General features: G+C 65.8%; 15 protein-coding genes. 9 read left to right on the forward strand and 6 right to left on the reverse strand.

Annotation, left to right across the window (positions count from 1 at the left end):
• Positions 1-21: 21 nt before the first annotated feature.
• The 4 genes from ACSYG9_RS17745 (at position 22) to ACSYG9_RS17760 (ending at position 3,547) form a co-directional block, all read left to right on the forward strand.
• Positions 22-1,137, forward strand: a complete 1,116-nt coding sequence (locus ACSYG9_RS17745) for a winged helix DNA-binding domain-containing protein (RefSeq protein ID WP_454839348.1) — start codon at positions 22-24, stop codon at positions 1,135-1,137.
• Positions 1,138-1,172: 35 nt separating this feature from the next.
• Complete coding sequence (locus ACSYG9_RS17750; protein WP_454839349.1) at positions 1,173-2,402, forward strand: GNAT family N-acetyltransferase; 1,230 nt, start codon at positions 1,173-1,175, stop codon at positions 2,400-2,402.
• 93 nt (positions 2,403-2,495) lie between these two features.
• Entirely contained in the window at positions 2,496-2,708 is a 213-nt protein-coding gene (locus ACSYG9_RS17755; RefSeq protein WP_454839350.1) for a hypothetical protein, read from the forward strand.
• A 245-nt stretch (positions 2,709-2,953) separates the two neighbouring features.
• A complete protein-coding gene (locus ACSYG9_RS17760; protein WP_454839352.1) occupies positions 2,954-3,547 on the forward strand; it encodes a suppressor of fused domain protein in 594 nt (197 codons plus the stop codon).
• Positions 3,548-3,551: 4 nt separating this feature from the next.
• Here ACSYG9_RS17760 and ACSYG9_RS17765 read toward each other — a convergent pair whose 3' ends face one another.
• Both ACSYG9_RS17765 and ACSYG9_RS17770 read right to left on the reverse strand, forming a co-directional pair.
• The gene (locus ACSYG9_RS17765) at positions 3,552-5,354 is read right to left on the reverse strand and encodes a hypothetical protein (protein ID WP_454839353.1); all 1,803 of its coding nucleotides are present in this window, start codon (positions 5,352-5,354) and stop codon (positions 3,552-3,554) included.
• Complete coding sequence (locus tag ACSYG9_RS17770; RefSeq protein WP_454839355.1) at positions 5,345-6,379, reverse strand: magnesium and cobalt transport protein CorA; 1,035 nt, start codon at positions 6,377-6,379, stop codon at positions 5,345-5,347. The genes ACSYG9_RS17765 and ACSYG9_RS17770 overlap by 10 nt, the downstream gene beginning before the upstream one ends.
• A gap of 164 nt (positions 6,380-6,543) precedes the next feature.
• On the opposite strand from ACSYG9_RS17770, the gene ACSYG9_RS17775 reads away from it, so the two are divergent.
• The 4 genes from ACSYG9_RS17775 (at position 6,544) to ACSYG9_RS17790 (ending at position 10,527) form a co-directional block, all read left to right on the forward strand.
• The gene (locus ACSYG9_RS17775; protein ID WP_440123780.1) at positions 6,544-7,398 is read left to right on the forward strand and encodes a PHP domain-containing protein; all 855 of its coding nucleotides are present in this window, start codon (positions 6,544-6,546) and stop codon (positions 7,396-7,398) included.
• A complete protein-coding gene (locus ACSYG9_RS17780) occupies positions 7,395-7,823 on the forward strand; it encodes a hypothetical protein (protein ID WP_440123781.1) in 429 nt (142 codons plus the stop codon). The genes ACSYG9_RS17775 and ACSYG9_RS17780 overlap by 4 nt, the downstream gene beginning before the upstream one ends.
• Positions 7,824-8,306: 483 nt before the next feature.
• Positions 8,307-9,500: a malic enzyme-like NAD(P)-binding protein gene (locus ACSYG9_RS17785; protein ID WP_440123782.1), complete on the forward strand. Its 1,194-nt coding sequence runs from the start codon at positions 8,307-8,309 to the stop codon at positions 9,498-9,500.
• 82 nt (positions 9,501-9,582) lie between these two features.
• Complete coding sequence (locus ACSYG9_RS17790; RefSeq protein WP_454839357.1) at positions 9,583-10,527, forward strand: glycine betaine ABC transporter substrate-binding protein; 945 nt, start codon at positions 9,583-9,585, stop codon at positions 10,525-10,527.
• Positions 10,528-10,548: 21 nt separating this feature from the next.
• Here the strand turns inward: ACSYG9_RS17790 and ACSYG9_RS17795 are convergent, their stop codons facing one another.
• Genes ACSYG9_RS17795 through ACSYG9_RS17805 form a run of 3 tightly spaced genes read right to left on the reverse strand, consistent with a single transcriptional unit; the run spans position 10,549 to position 13,849 of the window.
• Positions 10,549-11,448 (reverse strand): alpha/beta hydrolase fold domain-containing protein, encoded by a 900-nt coding sequence (locus ACSYG9_RS17795; protein ID WP_440123784.1) that lies wholly within the window; start codon positions 11,446-11,448, stop codon positions 10,549-10,551.
• An 8-nt stretch (positions 11,449-11,456) separates the two neighbouring features.
• Complete coding sequence (locus ACSYG9_RS17800; RefSeq protein WP_440123785.1) at positions 11,457-12,284, reverse strand: SDR family NAD(P)-dependent oxidoreductase; 828 nt, start codon at positions 12,282-12,284, stop codon at positions 11,457-11,459.
• Positions 12,281-13,849 carry a flavin-containing monooxygenase gene (locus ACSYG9_RS17805; RefSeq protein ID WP_454839359.1) on the reverse strand — a complete coding sequence of 523 codons (1,569 nt, stop codon included), beginning with the start codon at positions 13,847-13,849 and terminating at the stop codon, positions 12,281-12,283. The genes ACSYG9_RS17800 and ACSYG9_RS17805 overlap by 4 nt, the downstream gene beginning before the upstream one ends.
• Before the next feature lie 72 nt (positions 13,850-13,921).
• Here ACSYG9_RS17805 and ACSYG9_RS17810 point away from each other — a divergent pair, with 72 nt between their 5' ends.
• On the forward strand, positions 13,922-14,587 hold the full coding sequence (locus ACSYG9_RS17810; RefSeq protein WP_440123787.1) for a TetR family transcriptional regulator: 666 nt from the start codon (positions 13,922-13,924) through the stop codon (positions 14,585-14,587).
• Between the two features lie 82 nt (positions 14,588-14,669).
• On the opposite strand, the gene ACSYG9_RS17815 is transcribed toward ACSYG9_RS17810, so the two are convergent.
• A complete protein-coding gene (locus tag ACSYG9_RS17815; RefSeq protein ID WP_440123788.1) occupies positions 14,670-18,395 on the reverse strand; it encodes a multifunctional oxoglutarate decarboxylase/oxoglutarate dehydrogenase thiamine pyrophosphate-binding subunit/dihydrolipoyllysine-residue succinyltransferase subunit in 3,726 nt (1,241 codons plus the stop codon).
• Positions 18,396-18,568 lie beyond the last annotated feature (173 nt).

The raw sequence follows: 18,568 nt of genomic DNA on the forward strand, positions 1-18,568 counted from the left end.
TCGGGTGTGTCAAGCTGCACTGTGACCACCGGCATCCTGACCGATCGTGCGCTGGGCCGTGCGACGCTTGCCCGGCAGCATCTGCTGCGCCGCAGCGACATGGATCCGCGGACCATGATCGAACACCTGCTTGGCCTGCAGGCACAGGCACCGATGCCGCCCTACTACGCACTCTGGACCCGGCTGCGCGGTTTCCGTCCCGAGTCGCTGTCGGCCCTCCTCGAGTCCCGAGCGGTGGTGCGGATCGTGCTGATGCGGGGCACCGTGTTCGCGGTCTCCGCGGCCGACGCCCATGCACTGCGTCGGTGGGTGCAACCGCTGCTCGACAAGGACCTCGACACCAACACGCTCCACCGCGCAGGCCTGCACGGTGTCGATCGGAGGGCGCTCGCGTCTGTCGGCCGGGATCTCCTGTCCGACACTCCGCGGACTCAGGCCGAGCTGCGGCCCCTGCTCGCCGAACACTTCCCCGATCAGGACCCCGCGGCGCTCGCACACGGTGTGCGGGGCCTGCTTCCGCTGGTACAGGTCACGCCTCGCGGGCTGTGGGGGCGTTCGGGCCCGCCTCGACTCGCACCCCTCGACGTGTGGGCAGGCCCGCCGGAATCGGACCTTCCGGGCCCCGATCGGCTCATCCTGCGTTACCTCGCGGCGTTCGGTCCCGCGAGTGTCCGCGATGTGCAGGCATGGTGTGGCCTGACCCGGCTGTCGGAGGTCGTCGAGCGGCTGCGCCCACAACTCGCGACATTCCGCGATGAGCGTGGAGTAGAACTGTTCGACCTGCCCGACGCCCCTCGCCCTGCCTCGTCGACTCCCGCGCCGGTGCGGATCCTCGCTCCTTTCGACAACGCGCTGCTCTCGCACGCCGATCGCCGGCGGTTCATCTCGGACGACGATCGTCGGCGCACGATGACGAAGAACGGGATGATCGCGCCGTTGGTACTCGTCGGTGGCCGGGTCGCCGGAATTGCGAGCCTGACCACGGGCAGCGGGTCCTCGGTAGTGGAAGTGACGCCCTGGCGTTCGCTGACGGCATCGAACCGGTCGGCAATCGAGACCGAAGGAATGAAGCTGGTGAAGTTCGCTGCCCCGGACGCAGACCATTACGACGTGCGGTTCACTGCAGACTCCGCGTAGAGACAAGTGTGGAAGCTCTCTCTAGTCTCGGGCGTATGAGCGAACACCGTGACGCCGAGATCCGAGCCCTCGAATCCGAGGAGGAGTTGAGGCACGCGATGGCACTGTTCCGTACGGCCATGGTCGGGCTTCCTTCCGGGCCGGACTATCCAGAGGGTCGCATGGGCGACTACCTCGAGGTGGGCCGCACGTTCGGCGCATTCATCGATGGAGCGCTCGTCGGTACCGTCGATGCGACGTCCGGGTCTCTGGTGCTGCCGGGCGGCGAACGCGTGCCCCACGCGGGGGTCACCCACATCGGGGTGCTCCCCACCCACACTCGCCGCGGCGTCGTCACCTCCCTGGTGCGCAGGCAGCTGCGCGACGCGCACGATCGCGGCGACGTCGTTGCGAGCTTGCGAGCCTCCGAGGCCACGATCTACGGGAGATTCGGTTACGGCATCGCGTCGACGTCGACGACTCTCGAGGTGGAGAGCTGCCGTGGGGTGCTGCACCCGGGCGTGCCAGCCGGTGGCCCTGTCAGGTTCGCTGAGCTTCCCGATTCATGGGACCTGTTGGAGCGCATCTATTCCGAGCACGCGACAGACCGCCCCGGACGCATCGAACGCACCTCGTTCTGGTGGGCTTCTCAGCGCTTCCGCTCATTGTCGGGGAACGGGCCCACGTATGTCGCAGTGCACGGCAGCCCGGGTGCCGAGGACGGTTTCATCCGGTACCGCCCTGAGAACACCGGGGCGTGGTTCGGCGGGCGCGACCGCACCATCGTCGTGAGCGACTTCTTCGCCCCCACCGCCGAATCCCACGCGGGACTCGTCCGGTTCCTGCTGAGCCTGGACCTCGTCGACCGGATCGTGTTCGACGCGGTGCCGGCAGACGATCCACTGCCGTGGATGCTGACGGACCATCGTGGGGCACATGTTCGTTCGGTGTCGGATGAAACCTGGTTGCGGATCCTCGATGTGTCGCGGGCACTCGGCGCACGATCGTTCGCAGGAGCGGGCAACGTCCGGATCGCGGTGACCGACCCCGTCTTCGCGGAGAACAACGGCGTGTTCGAGATCTCCGCAGACGGCGTGGCGACCTCGGACGGGCATGCACAGCTCGAGGTCGGTGTCGCCGAACTCGGATCGTTGTTGCTCGGCGGCGTGGGCTGCCACGAACTGGCCGCTGCGGGACGGATCCGGGTGCACGACCGGGAATCGCTCCGGGTCGCCGCGGCACTGTTCGCGTGGCCGCTGGCACCGTTCGCGGGGACCATGTTCTGATGCCGGTTCGATGGAAGTTTTTCTGATCGGTGTGACTGCGATCGTGGTGCTCGTCGGAGTCGATCAAGCAGCACTGTGGGCGGAGAGAAGGGGATGGGTGTTCTGGCGCAAGAGCAAGCCTCGCACCGCCGACGCGGGGGCGGCATGTTGGGGATGATGGACGAACTCTTCTCGCCCGCGAAGCGGCATGTCACTGAAGAAATTGTCGGCAAGAGGAACGGCCGAATCGACATCGCCGTGGGAGACGACGGATGGATCGATCTCGATAGTGGTCGGGTGCGGCTGTCGACGATCGACCACCCGTAGCCACCTGTGCAGCGGCCTCTGAGGTATGACCGGACACGATTTCAGCGGTCCGTCGACGTCACCCGGTTCCACGACATCACCCTCGAGTCATTCGAAGGAAAGGCGCACGAAGCAATACCGAACTCGGGCGTCCGTGGCCTCACGGTGCGTGAGACTACGAAGAAGGCAAGGGGCGTCTACACAGCATCCCTCGCGGGCCGCACCGCTCACGACATGCGGTATCGCCGGCGCGTTAGATTGCAGAGGTGACCGAAGCCGTTCTCACCGCAGTCCGTGCCCACCTCGCCGCGAACCTCTCCGACGCGACCGGGCCGGCGCCCGAATCGGCGTCGGTGACCTTTCTCGGCCTCGAACCGATCGAGATTCTCCGGCTCCACGCACACGACGACCTCACCCGATTTGCGACACTGGGTTGTTCGCGTCACCCGATGGGCGATCCCACCGCAACCATCGCCGACCCGAACCGCGGTCCGCGCGCCGAACTCGTTTTGAGTCTGCGCAGGGCGGACGGTCTCACGGCCGGTGTGCACCGCAGCCTGGCGGTGCTGGCGGCGCTTCCAGCCGTGGAGGGGGTGGTACTCACCGCCGACGCGCTCCTCGATCTCGGTGAGCCACTCTGGGAGGGTGCGCCGTTCACCGCGGTGCTCCTCGAATCGAGCGACGTGCCCGATCTGGAGTTGCCCGAGCCTGCCGATCCGGTGCGGTTCTTCGATGCGGTTCCGATCACGGCGAACGAAGCTGCGTGGAAGCGACTGCGCGGCGCCGACGCTCTGCGCGAGGCATGGGCGGAGGCAGGCATCGACGTCCGTGACCCCGAACGTGGCGCCGCGCGCATGTGATGGGTCAGCTCGGGACCACCACGCCCATCGATCCGCCGCCGATGCATACGTTCAGTCCCGGTGTCGCCGACTCGACCTGCAGCGCAGCGCCGCCACCCGACAGCCGCACGTACACCGAGCCCAGCCCCTCGGTGACGGGCACGGTGACGCGGGGGCGACCGGGGAATCCGAGGTCGATCGCGCCGTCGTCGGCGGCCATGTAGTGCAGCTCGACGGTCCACTCCCAGTCGCCGGCAGGCTCGTTCAAGCGGAGCGTCGTCACGACGTCGTCGGCCACCCGGTGTCCGCACTCGGGCACGTGCCCGGGGAGGACGCCGCGCAGCGGCATGAGTTCGGCGGGTACCAGCGCGCCACGATCGTCGAGGACGCTGAGCGAGGTGGTGTGGTCGCTGATGGGGGAACGTCCGGGTAACGACGAGAACACCGATCCGACGAGATTGTGCGGGTACGTGACGGGCAACAGGACCCACACCGATACCGGGTGGTCGAGGACCGGATCCTGCGGGTGTTCGGTGAGTGCAGCCTTCGCGGCCGCGAGGTATTCGCCGGTGGGGTTGTCGGTCCAGCTGCGGGCGAATGTCACGGTCGACCATGCCGAGCTCACGAGGAACACGACCGCGCAGACGAGGGCGACCGCACGCGACCACGCCGCCGTCGGTCTGCGCTGCGGGGCGCGCAGGATGAGCGCGGCCGCCACCGCGACGATCACGGACGAATCGGCGAAGTAGCGCAGGGTCTGCGCCAGCTCGTATGTCGTCTCGGGACCGAACCGCGTGCTGATCATGGCCACGAGAGAGGCGCACACGTACGCGGTTGTCGCGGTCCACACCCAGCCGGTCCGGGCCCGGCAGCGCAGGCTCCACACCAGCGCACCCGCTACAGCGACCCACGCGGCGACCACGAGGACCAGCGGTGGGTCGGCCCACGGCGGACTCGGATTCCACCGGTCCCACTGCCACGGCCCACCGAGCAGCGACGGCGCCAGACCGTACGACAGGCCGTGGTGGGTCAGTCCTGCCACCATCGACCCGGGCGGCACACCGAACCGCGATGCGACGACGGTGGTGTACCACGCGGCCCAGATCACCAGTACCGCGCCGGATCCGACCCATAGGGGGCGTGCTCGCTGCCACGCGACACGGACGGGCTGCCGAACACCGTCCACGCGATACAGCAGCGCGACTGTCACGAACGCGACGAAGGGTACGAGGACCGACTTCTCGAAGAACACCAAGGCACAGAGGGTGACGACGACACCGGACACGGCATGACGTCGTCTGCCTGTCCGCGCGAGTTGCAGGGCGTCCCCTGCCACCCAGGCGAGAGCAGCCTGCATGGGGAGTGAGTTGAGTCCGGCCGCCCACCATGCGAACGCGGGCAGCGTCAACGGCGAGAACAGGTAGAACAGCAAGGGGCCACACAACACTCGACGCGGTCCGAGAATCAGCCACAACAGACGTAACACCGCGAGTGACGCCAACAGCTGGGCCACGACGAGAGTCAGTGCGGCAGGCCACCATTGCATCGGAGCGAGCCAGGTGACCAGCGACGCGACGGCGAACGCCCCGGGCATCAGATGCCCGTCGTGGTCGTAACTCAGCATTTCCGGCGACAGCGGCGGGTAGGTGCCTGCACGGCCGATCAGAATCAGGTCGTCCCAATAGAATTCGCCGTGGAACGCGAGAACTCCGCGGACTACCAGCTGTATTGCGATGAGCGCGAGTGCCACGGTAGGCACCGTGCGCCGGCCGAGGCGCGCACCGGACGAGACGGATACGCGCTCGAGTAGGGCAGCGCTCACAGCCACTTGTTGCGTCGGAACAGGACGAACAACACGGTCACGATCAGGGCGATGACACCGACGACCACATAGTAGGAGTACTCCCAGTGCAACTCCGGCATGTGATCGAAGTTCATGCCGTAGACGCCCGCGATCATCGTGGGTACCGCAGCGATGGCAACCCACGCCGAGATGCGGCGCATATCGGTGTTCTGCTGGACCGTGACCTTGGCGATTGCCGCGTCGAGGAGGGTGCTCAGCGTTTCGTCGAAAGTCGCAATGCGATCGGACACCGTGGTGTGATGATCAGCGACGTCGCGGAAGTAGCGGCGAATGTCCTTGGGGATCGGATTGCCGGGTGAGCGGATGAGTTGCTGCAACGGCTCCGCGAGGGGCACCACGGCGCGACGCAATTGAAGGATCTCGCGCTTGAGGAGATAGATCTGCTCGACCGCGATCCTGGTGTCGGGGGTGAAGACGAATTCCTCGAGATCGTCGACGTCCGGTTGCACCGCGGTGGTGACCGCGAGGTAGGTGTCGACGACGTGATCTGCGATCGCGTGCAGGACCACGGCCGGCCCGAGACCGAGGTGCTCTGGGTCGGCTTCGAGGCGGGCACGCACTGCGGACAGCTCCGAGTGATCGCCATGACGCACGCTGACGATGAAGTCGGGGCCGGTGAACAGCATGATCTCACCGGTCTCGACGATGTCGTTGGTGGTCGTCACCGATTCGTGCTCGACGTAGGTCACGGTGCGAAGCACAAGGAACAGCAGATCGTCGTAGCGCTCGAGTTTCGGACGCTGATGTGCGTGCACTGCGTCCTCGACCATCAGTTCGTGCAGATCGAACGTCCGGGCCACGCTCGTCATCTGATGTTCGTCCGGATGATGGAGGCCGAGCCAGACGAACCCCTCGCCGCGTCGGCGGACTTCCGCGAGGGCTGCGGCGTGCGTGTACCGGCCGGGGAGACGCTTGCCGTCGATGTAGATCGCGCAGTCGACCACCGCACGTTCGGCGGGGACGTGGATCGTCGGTACGTCCTTGCTCATGCGGCGTCCCGGACACGTGGCATCGCGCGAGCACTCCCGCTCACTTGGTAGGAACGGTTCGGCAACGGGTTCCTTTCCGTCCGTGTCGAGGTGCCTTCGGCACGTGTCCAGGCGCTGTCCGGTCGCTCGATCATCGTAGTCGCTGCACCTGACACACTTGTGTGGTGCGCATCGATCTTCACTCCCATTCGGCCGCCTCCGACGGTACGGACACCCCCACCGGTCTCGTCCGGAATGCGGCGGCAGCGGGCCTGGACGTGGTGGCCCTGACAGACCACGACACCACAGCGGGATGGGACGAGGCCGTCGGTGCTCTGCCTTCCGGCCTGCGGTTGGTCCGGGGCATGGAGATGTCGTGCACCGGTCGCGGCGAGGACGGCGCTCCTGTCGCAGTGCACCTGCTGGCGTATCTGTTCGATCCCACTGATCGTGTGTTCGACGACGAACTCGAGCGATTGCGTGGCGAGCGCGTGTCACGGTTGCGTGTGATGGCGGAGCGCATGGCAGAAGACGGATTGCCCATCGACGCGGACCGTGTCCTGGAACAGGCCGGACCGGCGGCCGGTCGCCCGCATCTGGCGCGGGCGCTCGTCGAAGCCGGGGTCGTGCCGACGATCGGAGACGCATTCACCGAATTGCTGGCGCCGCGGGGTCGTTACTACATCGACAAGAACGACACGCCGCTGGCCGAAGCGGTGAAGATGGTGGCGGCAGCCGGCGGCGTCTCGGTTGTCGCCCATGCCCGGGCTCGATCTCGCGGACGGTTGCTTGCGCTGGACCAGATCGAGGAGCTCGCCGAGGTCGGTCTCGGTGGGGTCGAGGCCGATCATCCCGACCACAGCGACGCGGATGCTCGATTGATGAGGGACATGGCCTCGAACCTCGGGTTGTTCGTCACCGGTTCGTCCGACTATCACGGCGACAACAAATCGGTCGGACTCGGCCGGTTCACGACGGATGGTGACGCGTTCGAGGACATGCTCGATCGTGTGCACGGCGTCGAGGTGGTCGAGGGATGAGGTCGTGGGGGCCGCGTCGCGACGACGCAGATCAGAATGAAATCTACCGGGACAGCAACTATTACGAAGACGAGTATTACGTGGACGAGTACTACTCCGGCGAGTACTACGACGACCGTGCTCGTTACGGAGCCGCTTCCGGACGTGCGGGTTTCGTGGTGAGGGCGGCACGCGTCGTCTCGGGAATCGTGACGGGTGCCGTCCTGGTCCTCATGGCGGTGGTGTGTGGCGCCCACTATCTCGGAGGGGATGGCGATTTCCCGGGCCCGGGGACCGAATCCGTGGTGGCGCACGTCGTCGCCGCAGTCGTCGCGGTGGTGGCGCAGGTGTTCGCGGATCGTCGGCGGGGGCCGATTTCGGTGCTTGCCGCAATTGTGGTGGTTTTCACTGCATCGATTCTGTTGGTCACCCAGTGGTGGGGTTGAGGGCGGAAAACCTGCGCGCTACTCGCCGGTAGCTCGGACGTAACCCCAGGAACCGCTGAGGAATCACTGGAAAATCGACCGCCAGGCTTGCAAACTCACAGGTAGGGCACGCAAATCGGTGAGAACCTTCGCAACCAACACCGATTTGATGTTTGGTCTGTGAAGGTGGCAAACTTCTGGGTGGTTCGAGGTGGTGCTACCGCCCCGCTTCGGGCAGAAGATGGCAGGTCCTGTTCGAGCTCGTTGGAATACTCAGGGCCGCCGCCAGGGCCACCCTCCTCGGCGCCATCACGCTCCGGAAGTCGTACAGCGTTGTACAGCGGCAATCGTGATCGCGCCCGGAAGCTTCACCGAACCCGTCCTTGGCGAAGCTGCTGCAACTACACACGGTCGATGCATGCGGTGCATACCAATGATGTTCTGTTGCAGTTACTTCGCAGTAACCGGGACCCGACTGGTCTCGGAACATGCAGGAGTGTCATCGTGTCAATTGTGTCCGACGCAAAAACCCCTCAGAAGCTCGCGTTGACGGACGACGAGATCTTCGGAAGCCACGTCGACGGCAAGCTCTCTGTCGAGCTCACCTCGCCGCTGGACACCCAGCGCGACCTGTCCATTGCGTACACTCCGGGCGTTGCCCAGGTCAGTCGTGCGATTGCGGCCGACGCGACGCTGGCCGAGCGGTACACCTGGACCAACCGTCTCGTGGTTGTCGTTTCCGACGGCACCGCCGTTCTCGGACTCGGCGACATCGGCCCGCGCGCCTCCCTTCCGGTGATGGAGGGCAAGGCTGCGCTGTTCAAGAAGTTCGCCGGGCTCAACTCGATACCGCTGGTTCTCGATACCAAGGATTCCGACGAAATCGTCGAAACCATCGTCCGGTTGCGCCCGAGCTTCGGGGCCGTCAACCTCGAGGACGTCTCTGCCCCGCGTTGCTTCGAGATCGAGAAGCGTCTGATCGAGGCGCTCGACTGCCCCGTCATGCACGACGATCAGCACGGCACGGCCATCGTCCTCCTCGCCGCCCTCAAGGGCGCAGTGAAGGTGCAGGACCGCGACATCACCAAGCTGAGGGTCGTCATCTCCGGCGCCGGTGCAGCTGGTGTCGCGTGCGCCAACATCCTGCTCGCTGCAGGAATCGACGACGTCACGGTGCTCGATTCGAAGGGCATCATCTCGCGCGAGCGCACCGATCTGTCGGGCGTGAAGACCGATCTGGCCGAACGCACCAATCCGGCGGGCCGGCACGGCGGAATCGTCGAAGCACTCGACGGTGCCGATGTGTTCGTCGGCGTCTCTGCGGGCACCGTCCCGGAAGAGATCGTGGCGACCATGGCCGACGACGCGATCGTCTTCGCTCTGTCGAACCCCGACCCGGAGATCCACCCTGACGTCGCCTCCAAGCACGTGGCGATCGTCGCGACCGGGCGTAGCGACTTCCCGAACCAGATCAACAACGTGCTCGCCTTCCCCGGTGTGTTCAAGGGGGCGCTCGACGCGGGCGCCCGCCGTATCACCGAGGGCATGAAGCTCGCCGCCGCCGAGGCCATCCTCTCGGTCGTCGGTGATGAATTGGCTGTGGACAAGATCGTTCCGAGCCCGCTCGATCCGCGTGTCGCGCCCGCCGTCGCAGAAGCCGTTGCGGCCGCTGCGAGGGCAGAGGGTGTCACCGACTGACGTGATCGCTCCGTGCGCCCCGGCTCGAACCCGCACCAAGGTTCGGACCGGGGCGTTCGGCGTCTGCCGAGGATGCGCGACAATGGCCGCCGTGAAGATCAAGAGGATGCGGCACCGCTCGCTGATCGCGGCTGTCGTGGCCGCGATGTCACTCTCGGCCGGGTGCGCATCGCCGGTTCTCGACTCTGCGGAGGTGTCCGGTCCCGTCGTGGTCGCGGCACGGGACGGTGCGGACGGCGCATTGCTTGCGCACCTCTACGCCGGGGTGCTGCGCACGACCGGTATCGAGGTGCAGGTCCGCGACGGTCTCGCCGACCGTAACGCAGCGCTCGCCGCACTCGACACCGATGACGCGACGGTGGTCCCCGACTACACGGGGCTGCTGCTCCGGCACTACGACCCCGGCGTCGCCGCCACGGACGCGGAAGACGTATTCGAGGCGCTGGCACGTGCGCTCCCGGACGAGCTGACGATCGCCGACTATGCGTCGGCTCAGAATCGCGCGGTGCTTGCCGCCGGCGCAGACCTCATCGCGACACGGGACATCTCGCGGATCTCCGACCTCGCCGGTCACTGCACCGACCTCACCTTCGTTCTCACCCCGGAGTTCGAGGCCGCCGGCGGACTCGAGGCCCTCACCGAACTCGGGTGCGAACCACGATCGGTCGAGCGAGCGCCGACAGCTGCTGCGTTCGGCGCGACGTCGGACGTCGACACCGTCGCGGGACTGACCTCCCTTGCGCCCGTGCTCGCAGAGAGCAGCGGAAGCGGTGTGGTTACGGTGCCCGACGCCCCGGACCGAGCGCCGATGGAGGAAGCGTCCTCCGACATGGAGAGTCCGGTGTTCGTCGCACAGAATGTGGTCCCTGTGTTCCGAAAGGCAGTCTTCGGCGAGCTTCAGCTCGACGCCCTCCGCGTCATCGCAGGTGAGCTCACCACGTCGGATCTGACCGACATGATCACCCGCGTCGCTACCGGCGAGGACGCAGCTGCGGTGGCCGACGACTGGCTGGCGGAGCACACCTGATCGCTGCGCCGGATCACAGGTTCACCCGGTCTGCTTCATGTGGGAGCGCAAGAACTCGCCGAAATCTGCCACCGCATCCGCGGCCTCTTTCACGAGCGAGGCCTGTAGTCCCGCTACGTGCCACAGTTCAGGCTGCTCGACCAGCGTCAGATCCACCCCCGCGGCGCGCAGTCTGCCCGCGAACTCGACGATCTGCGGGTAGAGCACTTCTGTGGTGCCGACCTGGATCAGCGTTGGCGGCAGGCCGGTCGGATCCGCGTGCATCGGTGCGTAACCCAGGTCGGTGGGGTCTCCGTCGCCGAGGTAAGCCTTCGCCGAGGAGTACACCCATCGCGTGTTGACGACGACATCGCGATCGAACGGTGCCGAGCGAGACCCCGGATCCACCCAGGGCGAGAACAGGCCGATGGCGGCTGGGGTGACGCCGTGGTCGGTGCGGAGCCTGTTCGTGGTGGCGACCGTGAGACCGCCGCCGGCCGAATCCCCGGCAATCGACACGGTTTCCGGGAGCATCCCCGGCTCGGTGAGAAGCTGGAGGTAGGCCTGGACGGCGTCGTCCAGTGCGGCAGGGTACGGATGCTCCGGCGCGAGACGATAGTCCAGCGCATAGACCACCGCACCGCTGGCCGCTGCCAGATGTGCGACCAGGGATCGGTGTGTGGCAGGCGACGCGCAGGTGTAGGCGCCGCCGTGCAGATACAGCACCGCGGTGGGACGTTCGGTGGCGCCCACCGTCACCCGTTCTGCCGGCCTGCCCGCCAACGTCGTCGGCCGGACCACTGTGCCCGATGGCAACGTTTGGATCGGCGCGGCGGCCTCGAGCAGGCGTCGTTGCACGGGATAGGGGAGTCGCGCGTTGAGCGTGAGCGCGTACAGGGGCCGGAGTGCGGCGCGGACGAGTGGCAGCGGCAGGTGGGGCATGACGAACGCTAACCCTTCGGCAGGACGCGCGCCGTCACGAAAGCGACGACACGCTGGTACGACGGACCGACGAGACGCACCCAACCGTCGAGCAGTTTTGCATCGGCGCCGATCAGCACGCGGCCCTTGTTCTTCCGGACGCCGCGCACGATGGTCGCGGCCGCATCCTCGGGGGTGGTGCGGGCCAGTTTACTGTCGAAGAACTGAGCGAAACTCACCTGATCGTCGCCGTCGGGTACGGCCGCGTTGCGCGCGATCGCCGTCTTGATCCCGCCGGGGTGCACACACGTCACCCGCACAGGATGCTTCGCGATGAGCATCTCCTGCCGCAGCGACTCGGTGAACCCGCGCACCGCGAATTTAGCCGCGTTGTAAGCGCTCTGGCCCGGAATGGACAGCAGCCCGAACAAGGACGACACATTGATCAGGTGCCCGTCACCCGATGCGATCAGGTGCGGAAGAAATGCCTTGGTACCGTTGACGACTCCCCAGAAGTCGACGTCCACGACGCGCTCGAAGTCCTTGAACTCCGTGCGCTCGAACTCGCCGTGGTATGCGACACCGGCGTTGTTGTAGACCTGATTGACCACACCGAAGCGTTCGACGACCTTGTCTGCGTAGTCCATTACCTTTTCGCGCTGCGTGACGTCCAGGTGATCCGCAAGGACCTCGGCCCCGAGATCGCGCGCGCGACGCGCAGTTTCTTCCAGCCCTACGGTGTCGACATCGGACACGGCCAGCCGGGCGCCCTTCGCCGCGAGATTCAGCGCGAGGGCACGTCCGATTCCGGAGCCGGCGCCGGTGATGACGACGACCCTGCCGGTGAATTCACTCATTTTGCTGCGACCTCTCGGGTGGTGTCGGCTTCTGCGGTCTGTGCGGGGGTGAGTGCCGGGAGATCGGCAGTGGCGACGCTGCGGTACGCCTCGAGATCGAATTTCTTCGTCATGCTGCGGAATTCGAAGGTGAATCCCGGCCATACCGTGGTGTTGTTGCCGTGCTTGTCGAGATACCAGCTCGCGCAGCCGCCGGTGTTCCACACGCTCGATGCGAGAGCGTGCTGGAGGGTGCGGTTGTAGTCGGCCTGCGCGTCGTCGCGCACCTCGACGGTGCCGATACGGTGCTGGTCGATGGTGCGGATGGCGTCGACGAGGTAGTTGAGCTGCGATTCGATCATGTACACCATCGAAGTGTGACCGAGGCCGGTATTGGGACCGACGAGGAAGAACATGTTGGGGAATCCGGCGACGGTCGTGCCCTTGTATCCCTGCATGCCGCTGTCGTCGAACACCTCGGCGAGCGAACGGCCGTCCTTGCCGTGGATACCGGCGAACGTGGGGGAATCGGTGACGTGGAAACCGGTCGCGACGACAATCGCATCCACCTTGCGGGTGGTGCCGTCGTCGGTGACGACGCCGTCTGCCGTCACCTCGCTGATTCCAGCGGTGACAAGGTCGACGTTCGGCCGAGCGAGCGCCGGGTAATAGGCGTTGGAGATGAGCATGCGCTTGCAGCCGATCTTGAAGGTCGGGGTGACCTTGCGGCGCAGCACCGGGTCCGAGATCTGCCGGCGGATCTGGGCGCGTGCCGCGACTTCGAGGGGTTTCATGAACATCGGCGCCTTGGCGAGACCGACGACCTGTGTCTCGCGCGTCAGGTATTGGACGGCGCGGGAGAGGCGCTGGAAGCCCGGCACGTAGCGGAATGCGAATCGCTCGGCCTTGGTGTATTCGCGATCGGCGCGGGGGAGGATCCACGGTGCGGTGCGCTGGTAGACGTCGAGATGCGAGACCTTCCCGGCTATCGCGGGAATGATCTGGATGGCGGATGCTCCGGTACCGATCACGGCCACTCGCTTGCCCGCGAGGTCGGCGTCGTGGTTCCAGCGCGCCGAGTGGAAGATCTCTCCCTCGAAGCTGTCGATGCCTTTGATGTCGGGCAGTGACGGCTCGCACAGCGCGCCGACCGCAGAAACGAGGATCTTCGCGCTGAATGCGCCCTTGGTGGTCTCGACATCCCACCGAAAGGTCGTGGTGTTCCAGGTGGCGGACTGCACGTCGCAGCCGAAGACCGTGCGGCGGCGCACGTCGTATTTGTCGGCGACGGAGGCGATGTACGCCTGGATCTCGGGCTGGGGGGAGAACGAGCGGGTCCAGCCGGGATTGAGGGCGAAGGAGTACGAGTACAGGTTCGAGGGCACGTCGCATGCGGCGCCGGGGTAGGTGTTGTCGCGCCAGGTGCCGCCCACCTCGTTTCCGCGTTCGAGGACGAGGAAATCCTTGTCGGCGCGGGTCAGCTTGATGGCGGCGCCGAGTCCGGCGAATCCGCTGCCGATGATCAGTGTGTCGACCAGGCGAGGGTTCGGGTCGGCGGCGGTATTGTCTGTAACCGGAAGACTCATGTAACTCAGCGTAGGCACTTGTTGAGCGCGGGTCAATAGTCTTGTTGACTCTAATTCAGTAGAACTGATTGCATGGAAGCCGTGAAAGGCACCGACACCAAACGAAGAAGGCTCGGACCGGCAGAACGCCGCGCCCAGCTGATCGACCTCGGGATGCGGATGCTTGCGCAGCGTCCGCTCGACCAGATCTCCGTCGAGGACATCGCCGACGAAGCAGGAGTGTCGCGCGGGCTGCTCTTCCACTACTTTTCGTCCAAGCACGAGTTCCACGTCGAACTCGTCCGACACATCAGCCGCGACATGCTCGAATGCACTGCGCCCGACGAGACCCTCGAGCCCTTCGACATGCTGCGCGGCACCATCGTCGCCTACGCCGACTACGTGACCGAGCGGCGCGACACCTACGTGTCGATGCTGCGCGGAACCGCGAGCGGAGACCCGGACATGCGCGAGGTCTTCGAACAGACGCGCACCGCCATGGTCGAGCGAACACTTCGATATCTGCCGGCCATCGGGATCGAGGCCGGTCCCGCGGTCCGCCTCGCCGTACGCGGCTGGGTCGCCTTCGTCGAAGACATCACCATCGCGTGGCTCCGGGAGCCCGCCATCGACCGCGACCAGTTCATCGAACTTGCGGTCGGCGCACTTCCCGCCGTCACCTACGCGGCGGTCACGCTCGGTGGAACGGCGCGAGCCGGGTCGCTCGTCCCGAAGGACGAACCGACCCGGCTCGCATGAGAACCGTCATGCCCTGATCGAGCACGAACGGGGCTTGATCACAGTTCGAACGGCTACCTTCCCGTCGCTTCGCGCGCCCCTGTCAGCGCTCGAAAGCCTTGTCGAGGATTTCCTGCTGCTCGACCGCGTGCACCTTGCTCGAACCCGACGACGGCGCCGACATCGCGCGACGCGACACCCGCTTCACACCGGAAAGATGATCGGGAAGAAGCTCGGGCAGAGCGAGACCCAGGAACGGCCATGCACCCTGGTTGGCCGGCTCCTCCTGGACCCAGAAGAACTCGGACGCATTCGGGTACTTGTCGAGAGTTTCGGCGATCCGGCGACGCGGCACCGGGTACAGCTGCTCGACGCGGACGATCGCGATGTCGTCGCGGCCTTCCTTCTGCTTCTTCGCGAGCAGTTCCCAGTAGATCTTGCCCGAGGTCAGCAGCACGCGTGTGACCGTGGACCGATCCGCCGTCTCGTTCTCGTAGGGGATCTCTTCGAGGATCGAGCGGAACTTGCCCTGCGTGAAGTCCTCGACGTTGCTGACCGCAGCTTTGTTGCGCAGCATCGACTTCGGTGTGAAGACCACCAGCGGGCGGCGGATGCCGTCGAGGTGATGGCGACGCAGCAGGTGGAAGTAGCTCGCCGGGGTGGACGGGACTGCCACCGTCATCGAGCCCTCGGCGCACAGCTGCAGCCAGCGCTCGATACGACCGGAGGTGTGGTCGGGGCCCTGACCCTCATGGCCGTGCGGCAGGAGCATGACGACGTCGGAGAGCTGACCCCACTTGGCCTCACCGGACGAGATGAACTCGTCGATGATCGACTGTGCGCCGTTGACGAAGTCGCCGAACTGCGCCTCCCACAGCACCAGAGCCTCGGGGTTGCCCACCGAGTAGCCGTACTCGAAGCCCACGCCCGCGAACTCGGTCAGCGCCGAGTCGTACACCATGAAGCGGCCACCGTTACCGGAATTCGCAGCGAGCTCCGCGAGCGGGTTGTACTCCTCGCCGGTCTTGCGGTCGATGAGCACCGAGTGGCGCTGCGTGAACGTGCCGCGCCGTGAGTCCTGTCCGGCCAGGCGCACGAGTGCACCCTGCTCGGCGAGCGACCCGAATGCGAGGAGCTCGGCGTATGCCCAGTCGATGTGGCCCTCGCGGGACATCTCGCGACGCTTCTCGATCACCGGCTTGACACGCGGGTGCACGCTGAAGCCCTCGGGAACATTGACGAACGCATCGCCGATGCGGTCGAGGACCCCCTGGTCGACGGCCGTAGTCAGACGCGGTGCGGGCGTCTGGTCGAGCTCGACGGACTCGGACGGTTCCGGCTGGAACTTCTCGAGTTCGCGGACTTCGTTGAACACCCGCTCCAACTGACCCTGGTAGTCGCGCAGTGCGTCTTCGGCTTCCTTGAGCGAGATGTCGCCGCGGCCGATGAGGGCCTCGGTGTAGCTCTTACGGACGCTGCGCTTGGTATCGATCACGTCGTACATGGCCGGCTGAGTCATCGACGGGTCGTCGCCCTCGTTGTGGCCGCGACGGCGGTAGCAGATCATGTCGATCACGACGTCCTTGTGGAACGTCTCGCGGAAGTCCACGGCGAGCTGCGCAACCCACACGCAGGCCTCGGGATCGTCACCGTTGACGTGGAAGATCGGTGCGCCGATCATCTTGGCGACGTCGGTGCAGTACTCGGACGAACGCGAGTGCTCCGGCGCGGTGGTGAAGCCGACCTGGTTGTTGACCACGATGTGCACGGTGCCGCCGGTGCGGTACCCGCGCAGCAGCGCGAGGTTCAGCGTCTCGGCGACCACGCCCTGGCCTGCGAACGCGGCGTCGCCGTGCAGCAGCAGAGGCAGGACCGTGAAGCCGCTCTCACCCTTGTCGAGGATGTCCTGCTTCGCGCGGACGAGTCCCTCGAGAACCGGGTTGACCGCTTCGAGGTGCGACGGGTTGGCGGTGAGCGAGACCTTGATGTCGTTCTCGCCGAACATCTGGATGTAGGTGCCTTCGGCGCCGAGGTGGTACTTGACGTCGCCGGAGCCGTGGGCGGCCGACGGGTTCAGGTTGCCCTCGAACTCCGTGAAGATCTTCGAGTAGGGCTTACCGACGATGTTGGCGAGCACATTCAGGCGACCACGGTGCGGCATCGCGATGGCGACCTCGTCGAGCTGGTGCTCGGCGGCCTGATCGATGATGCTATCCATCATCGGGATGACCGACTCGGCGCCCTCGAGCGAGAACCGCTTCTGACCGACGTATTTGGTCTGAAGGAACGTCTCGAACGCCTCGGCGGCGTTGAGACGACTCAGGATGTACTTCTGCTGCGCGACCGTCGGCTTGACGTGGTGCGCCTCCACCCGCTCTTGCAGCCACTGCTGCTGTTCGGGCTCGAGGATGTGCGTGTACTCGATGCCGATGTGGCGGCAGTACGCGTCGCGCAGCACCGACAGCACGTCGCGCAGCTTCATCCGCTGCTGGCCGTGGAAACCGCCGACGTTGAACTCACGGTCGAGATCCCACAGGGTCAGGTCGTGAGTGGTGACGTCGAGGTCGGGGTGCGAACGGAACTTGTCGCGGACGAACTGCAGTGGATCGGTGTCGGCCATCAGGTGACCGCGGTTGCGGTACGCCGCGATCAGCTCGAGCACGCGGGTGTGCTTGTCGACGAGACCTTCCGGCACGTCCTTGCGCCAGCGAACCGGCTCGTAAGGAATGTGCAGCGTGTGGAAGATCTCGTCGTAGAACTCGTCGGAGATCAGCAGCTGATGGATCTGGCGGAGGAATTCGCCCGACTCGGCGCCCTGGATGACGCGGTGGTCGTACGTCGAGGTCAGGGTCAGCAGCTTGCCGATGCCCATTTCTGCGATGCGCTCATCGGACGCGCCCTGGAACTCGGCGGGGTACTCCATCGCACCGGCACCGATGATCGCGCCCTGGCCGTTCATCAGGCGCGGAACCGAGTGCACGGTACCGATGCCGCCCGGGTTGGTCAGCGAGATAGTGACACCGGAGAAGTCCTCACCGGTGAGCTTGCCGTCGCGGGCACGCCGGACGATGTCCTCGTATGCCGAGTAGAACTGCGCGAAGTTCATCGTCTCGCAGTTGCGGATAGCAGCGACGACGAGTGAACGCTGCCCGTTCTTGCCGGGCAGGTCGATGGCGAGGCCGAGGTTTGTGTGCGCAGGCGTGACGAGGTTCGGTTTGCCGTCGATCTCGGCGTAGTGGTTGTTCATGTTCGGGTACGCCTGGATCGCCTGGACGATGGCGTAGCCGAGCAGATGGGTGAACGACACCTTGCCGCCGCGCGTACGCGCGAGGTGGTTGTTGATGACGATCCGGTTGTCGAACATCAGCTTCGCCGGGACGGCGCGGACGCTGGTGGCGGTGGGGATCGACAGCGAGGCGTTCATGTTCTTCGCGACCGCACCGGCAGCACCGCGGAGAACCTTCTTCTCCTCGGTCGCGGGAGCAGTGGAAGGTGCGGCAGCAGCCTTGGGTGCCGGCTTTGCTGCGGCAGGCTTGGCAGCCGGGGCTGCAGGCGCAGCCTTGGCCGGTGCGGCCTTGGGCGCTGCGGTCTTGGGAGCGGAGCCGGCCGAAGCAGTCGTGGCGGGTGCGGACTTCACCGGAGCGGGCTTCTCGGGTGCCGTGGTGTCGGATCCGTTAACACCTCCTGCAACCGCTGCCTCCGGCGAGTAATCGGTCAGGAACTCGTGCCAGCTCGCATCCACGGACGACGGATCGTCCTGGAAACGCTGGTACATCTCGTCAACCAACCACTGGTTCTGTCCGAACTGTGATGTAGAGCTGCTGCTCACGGCAGTTGTTCGCCTCGTTTCTTTCTTCGGTACCCGATCGGAGCGCCTGTGGTTATGAGGCTAGCGCTTGGCATGTGACGATTCGAACCGATCGTTCATGCGCGAGAGCCACCTCACAATCTCGAGTCGACGGGGTCTCCATCGATGACGGTTCTCGCCCGCCGATTATTCCC

It is taken from the genome of Rhodococcus sp. SJ-2, assembly GCF_053750035.1.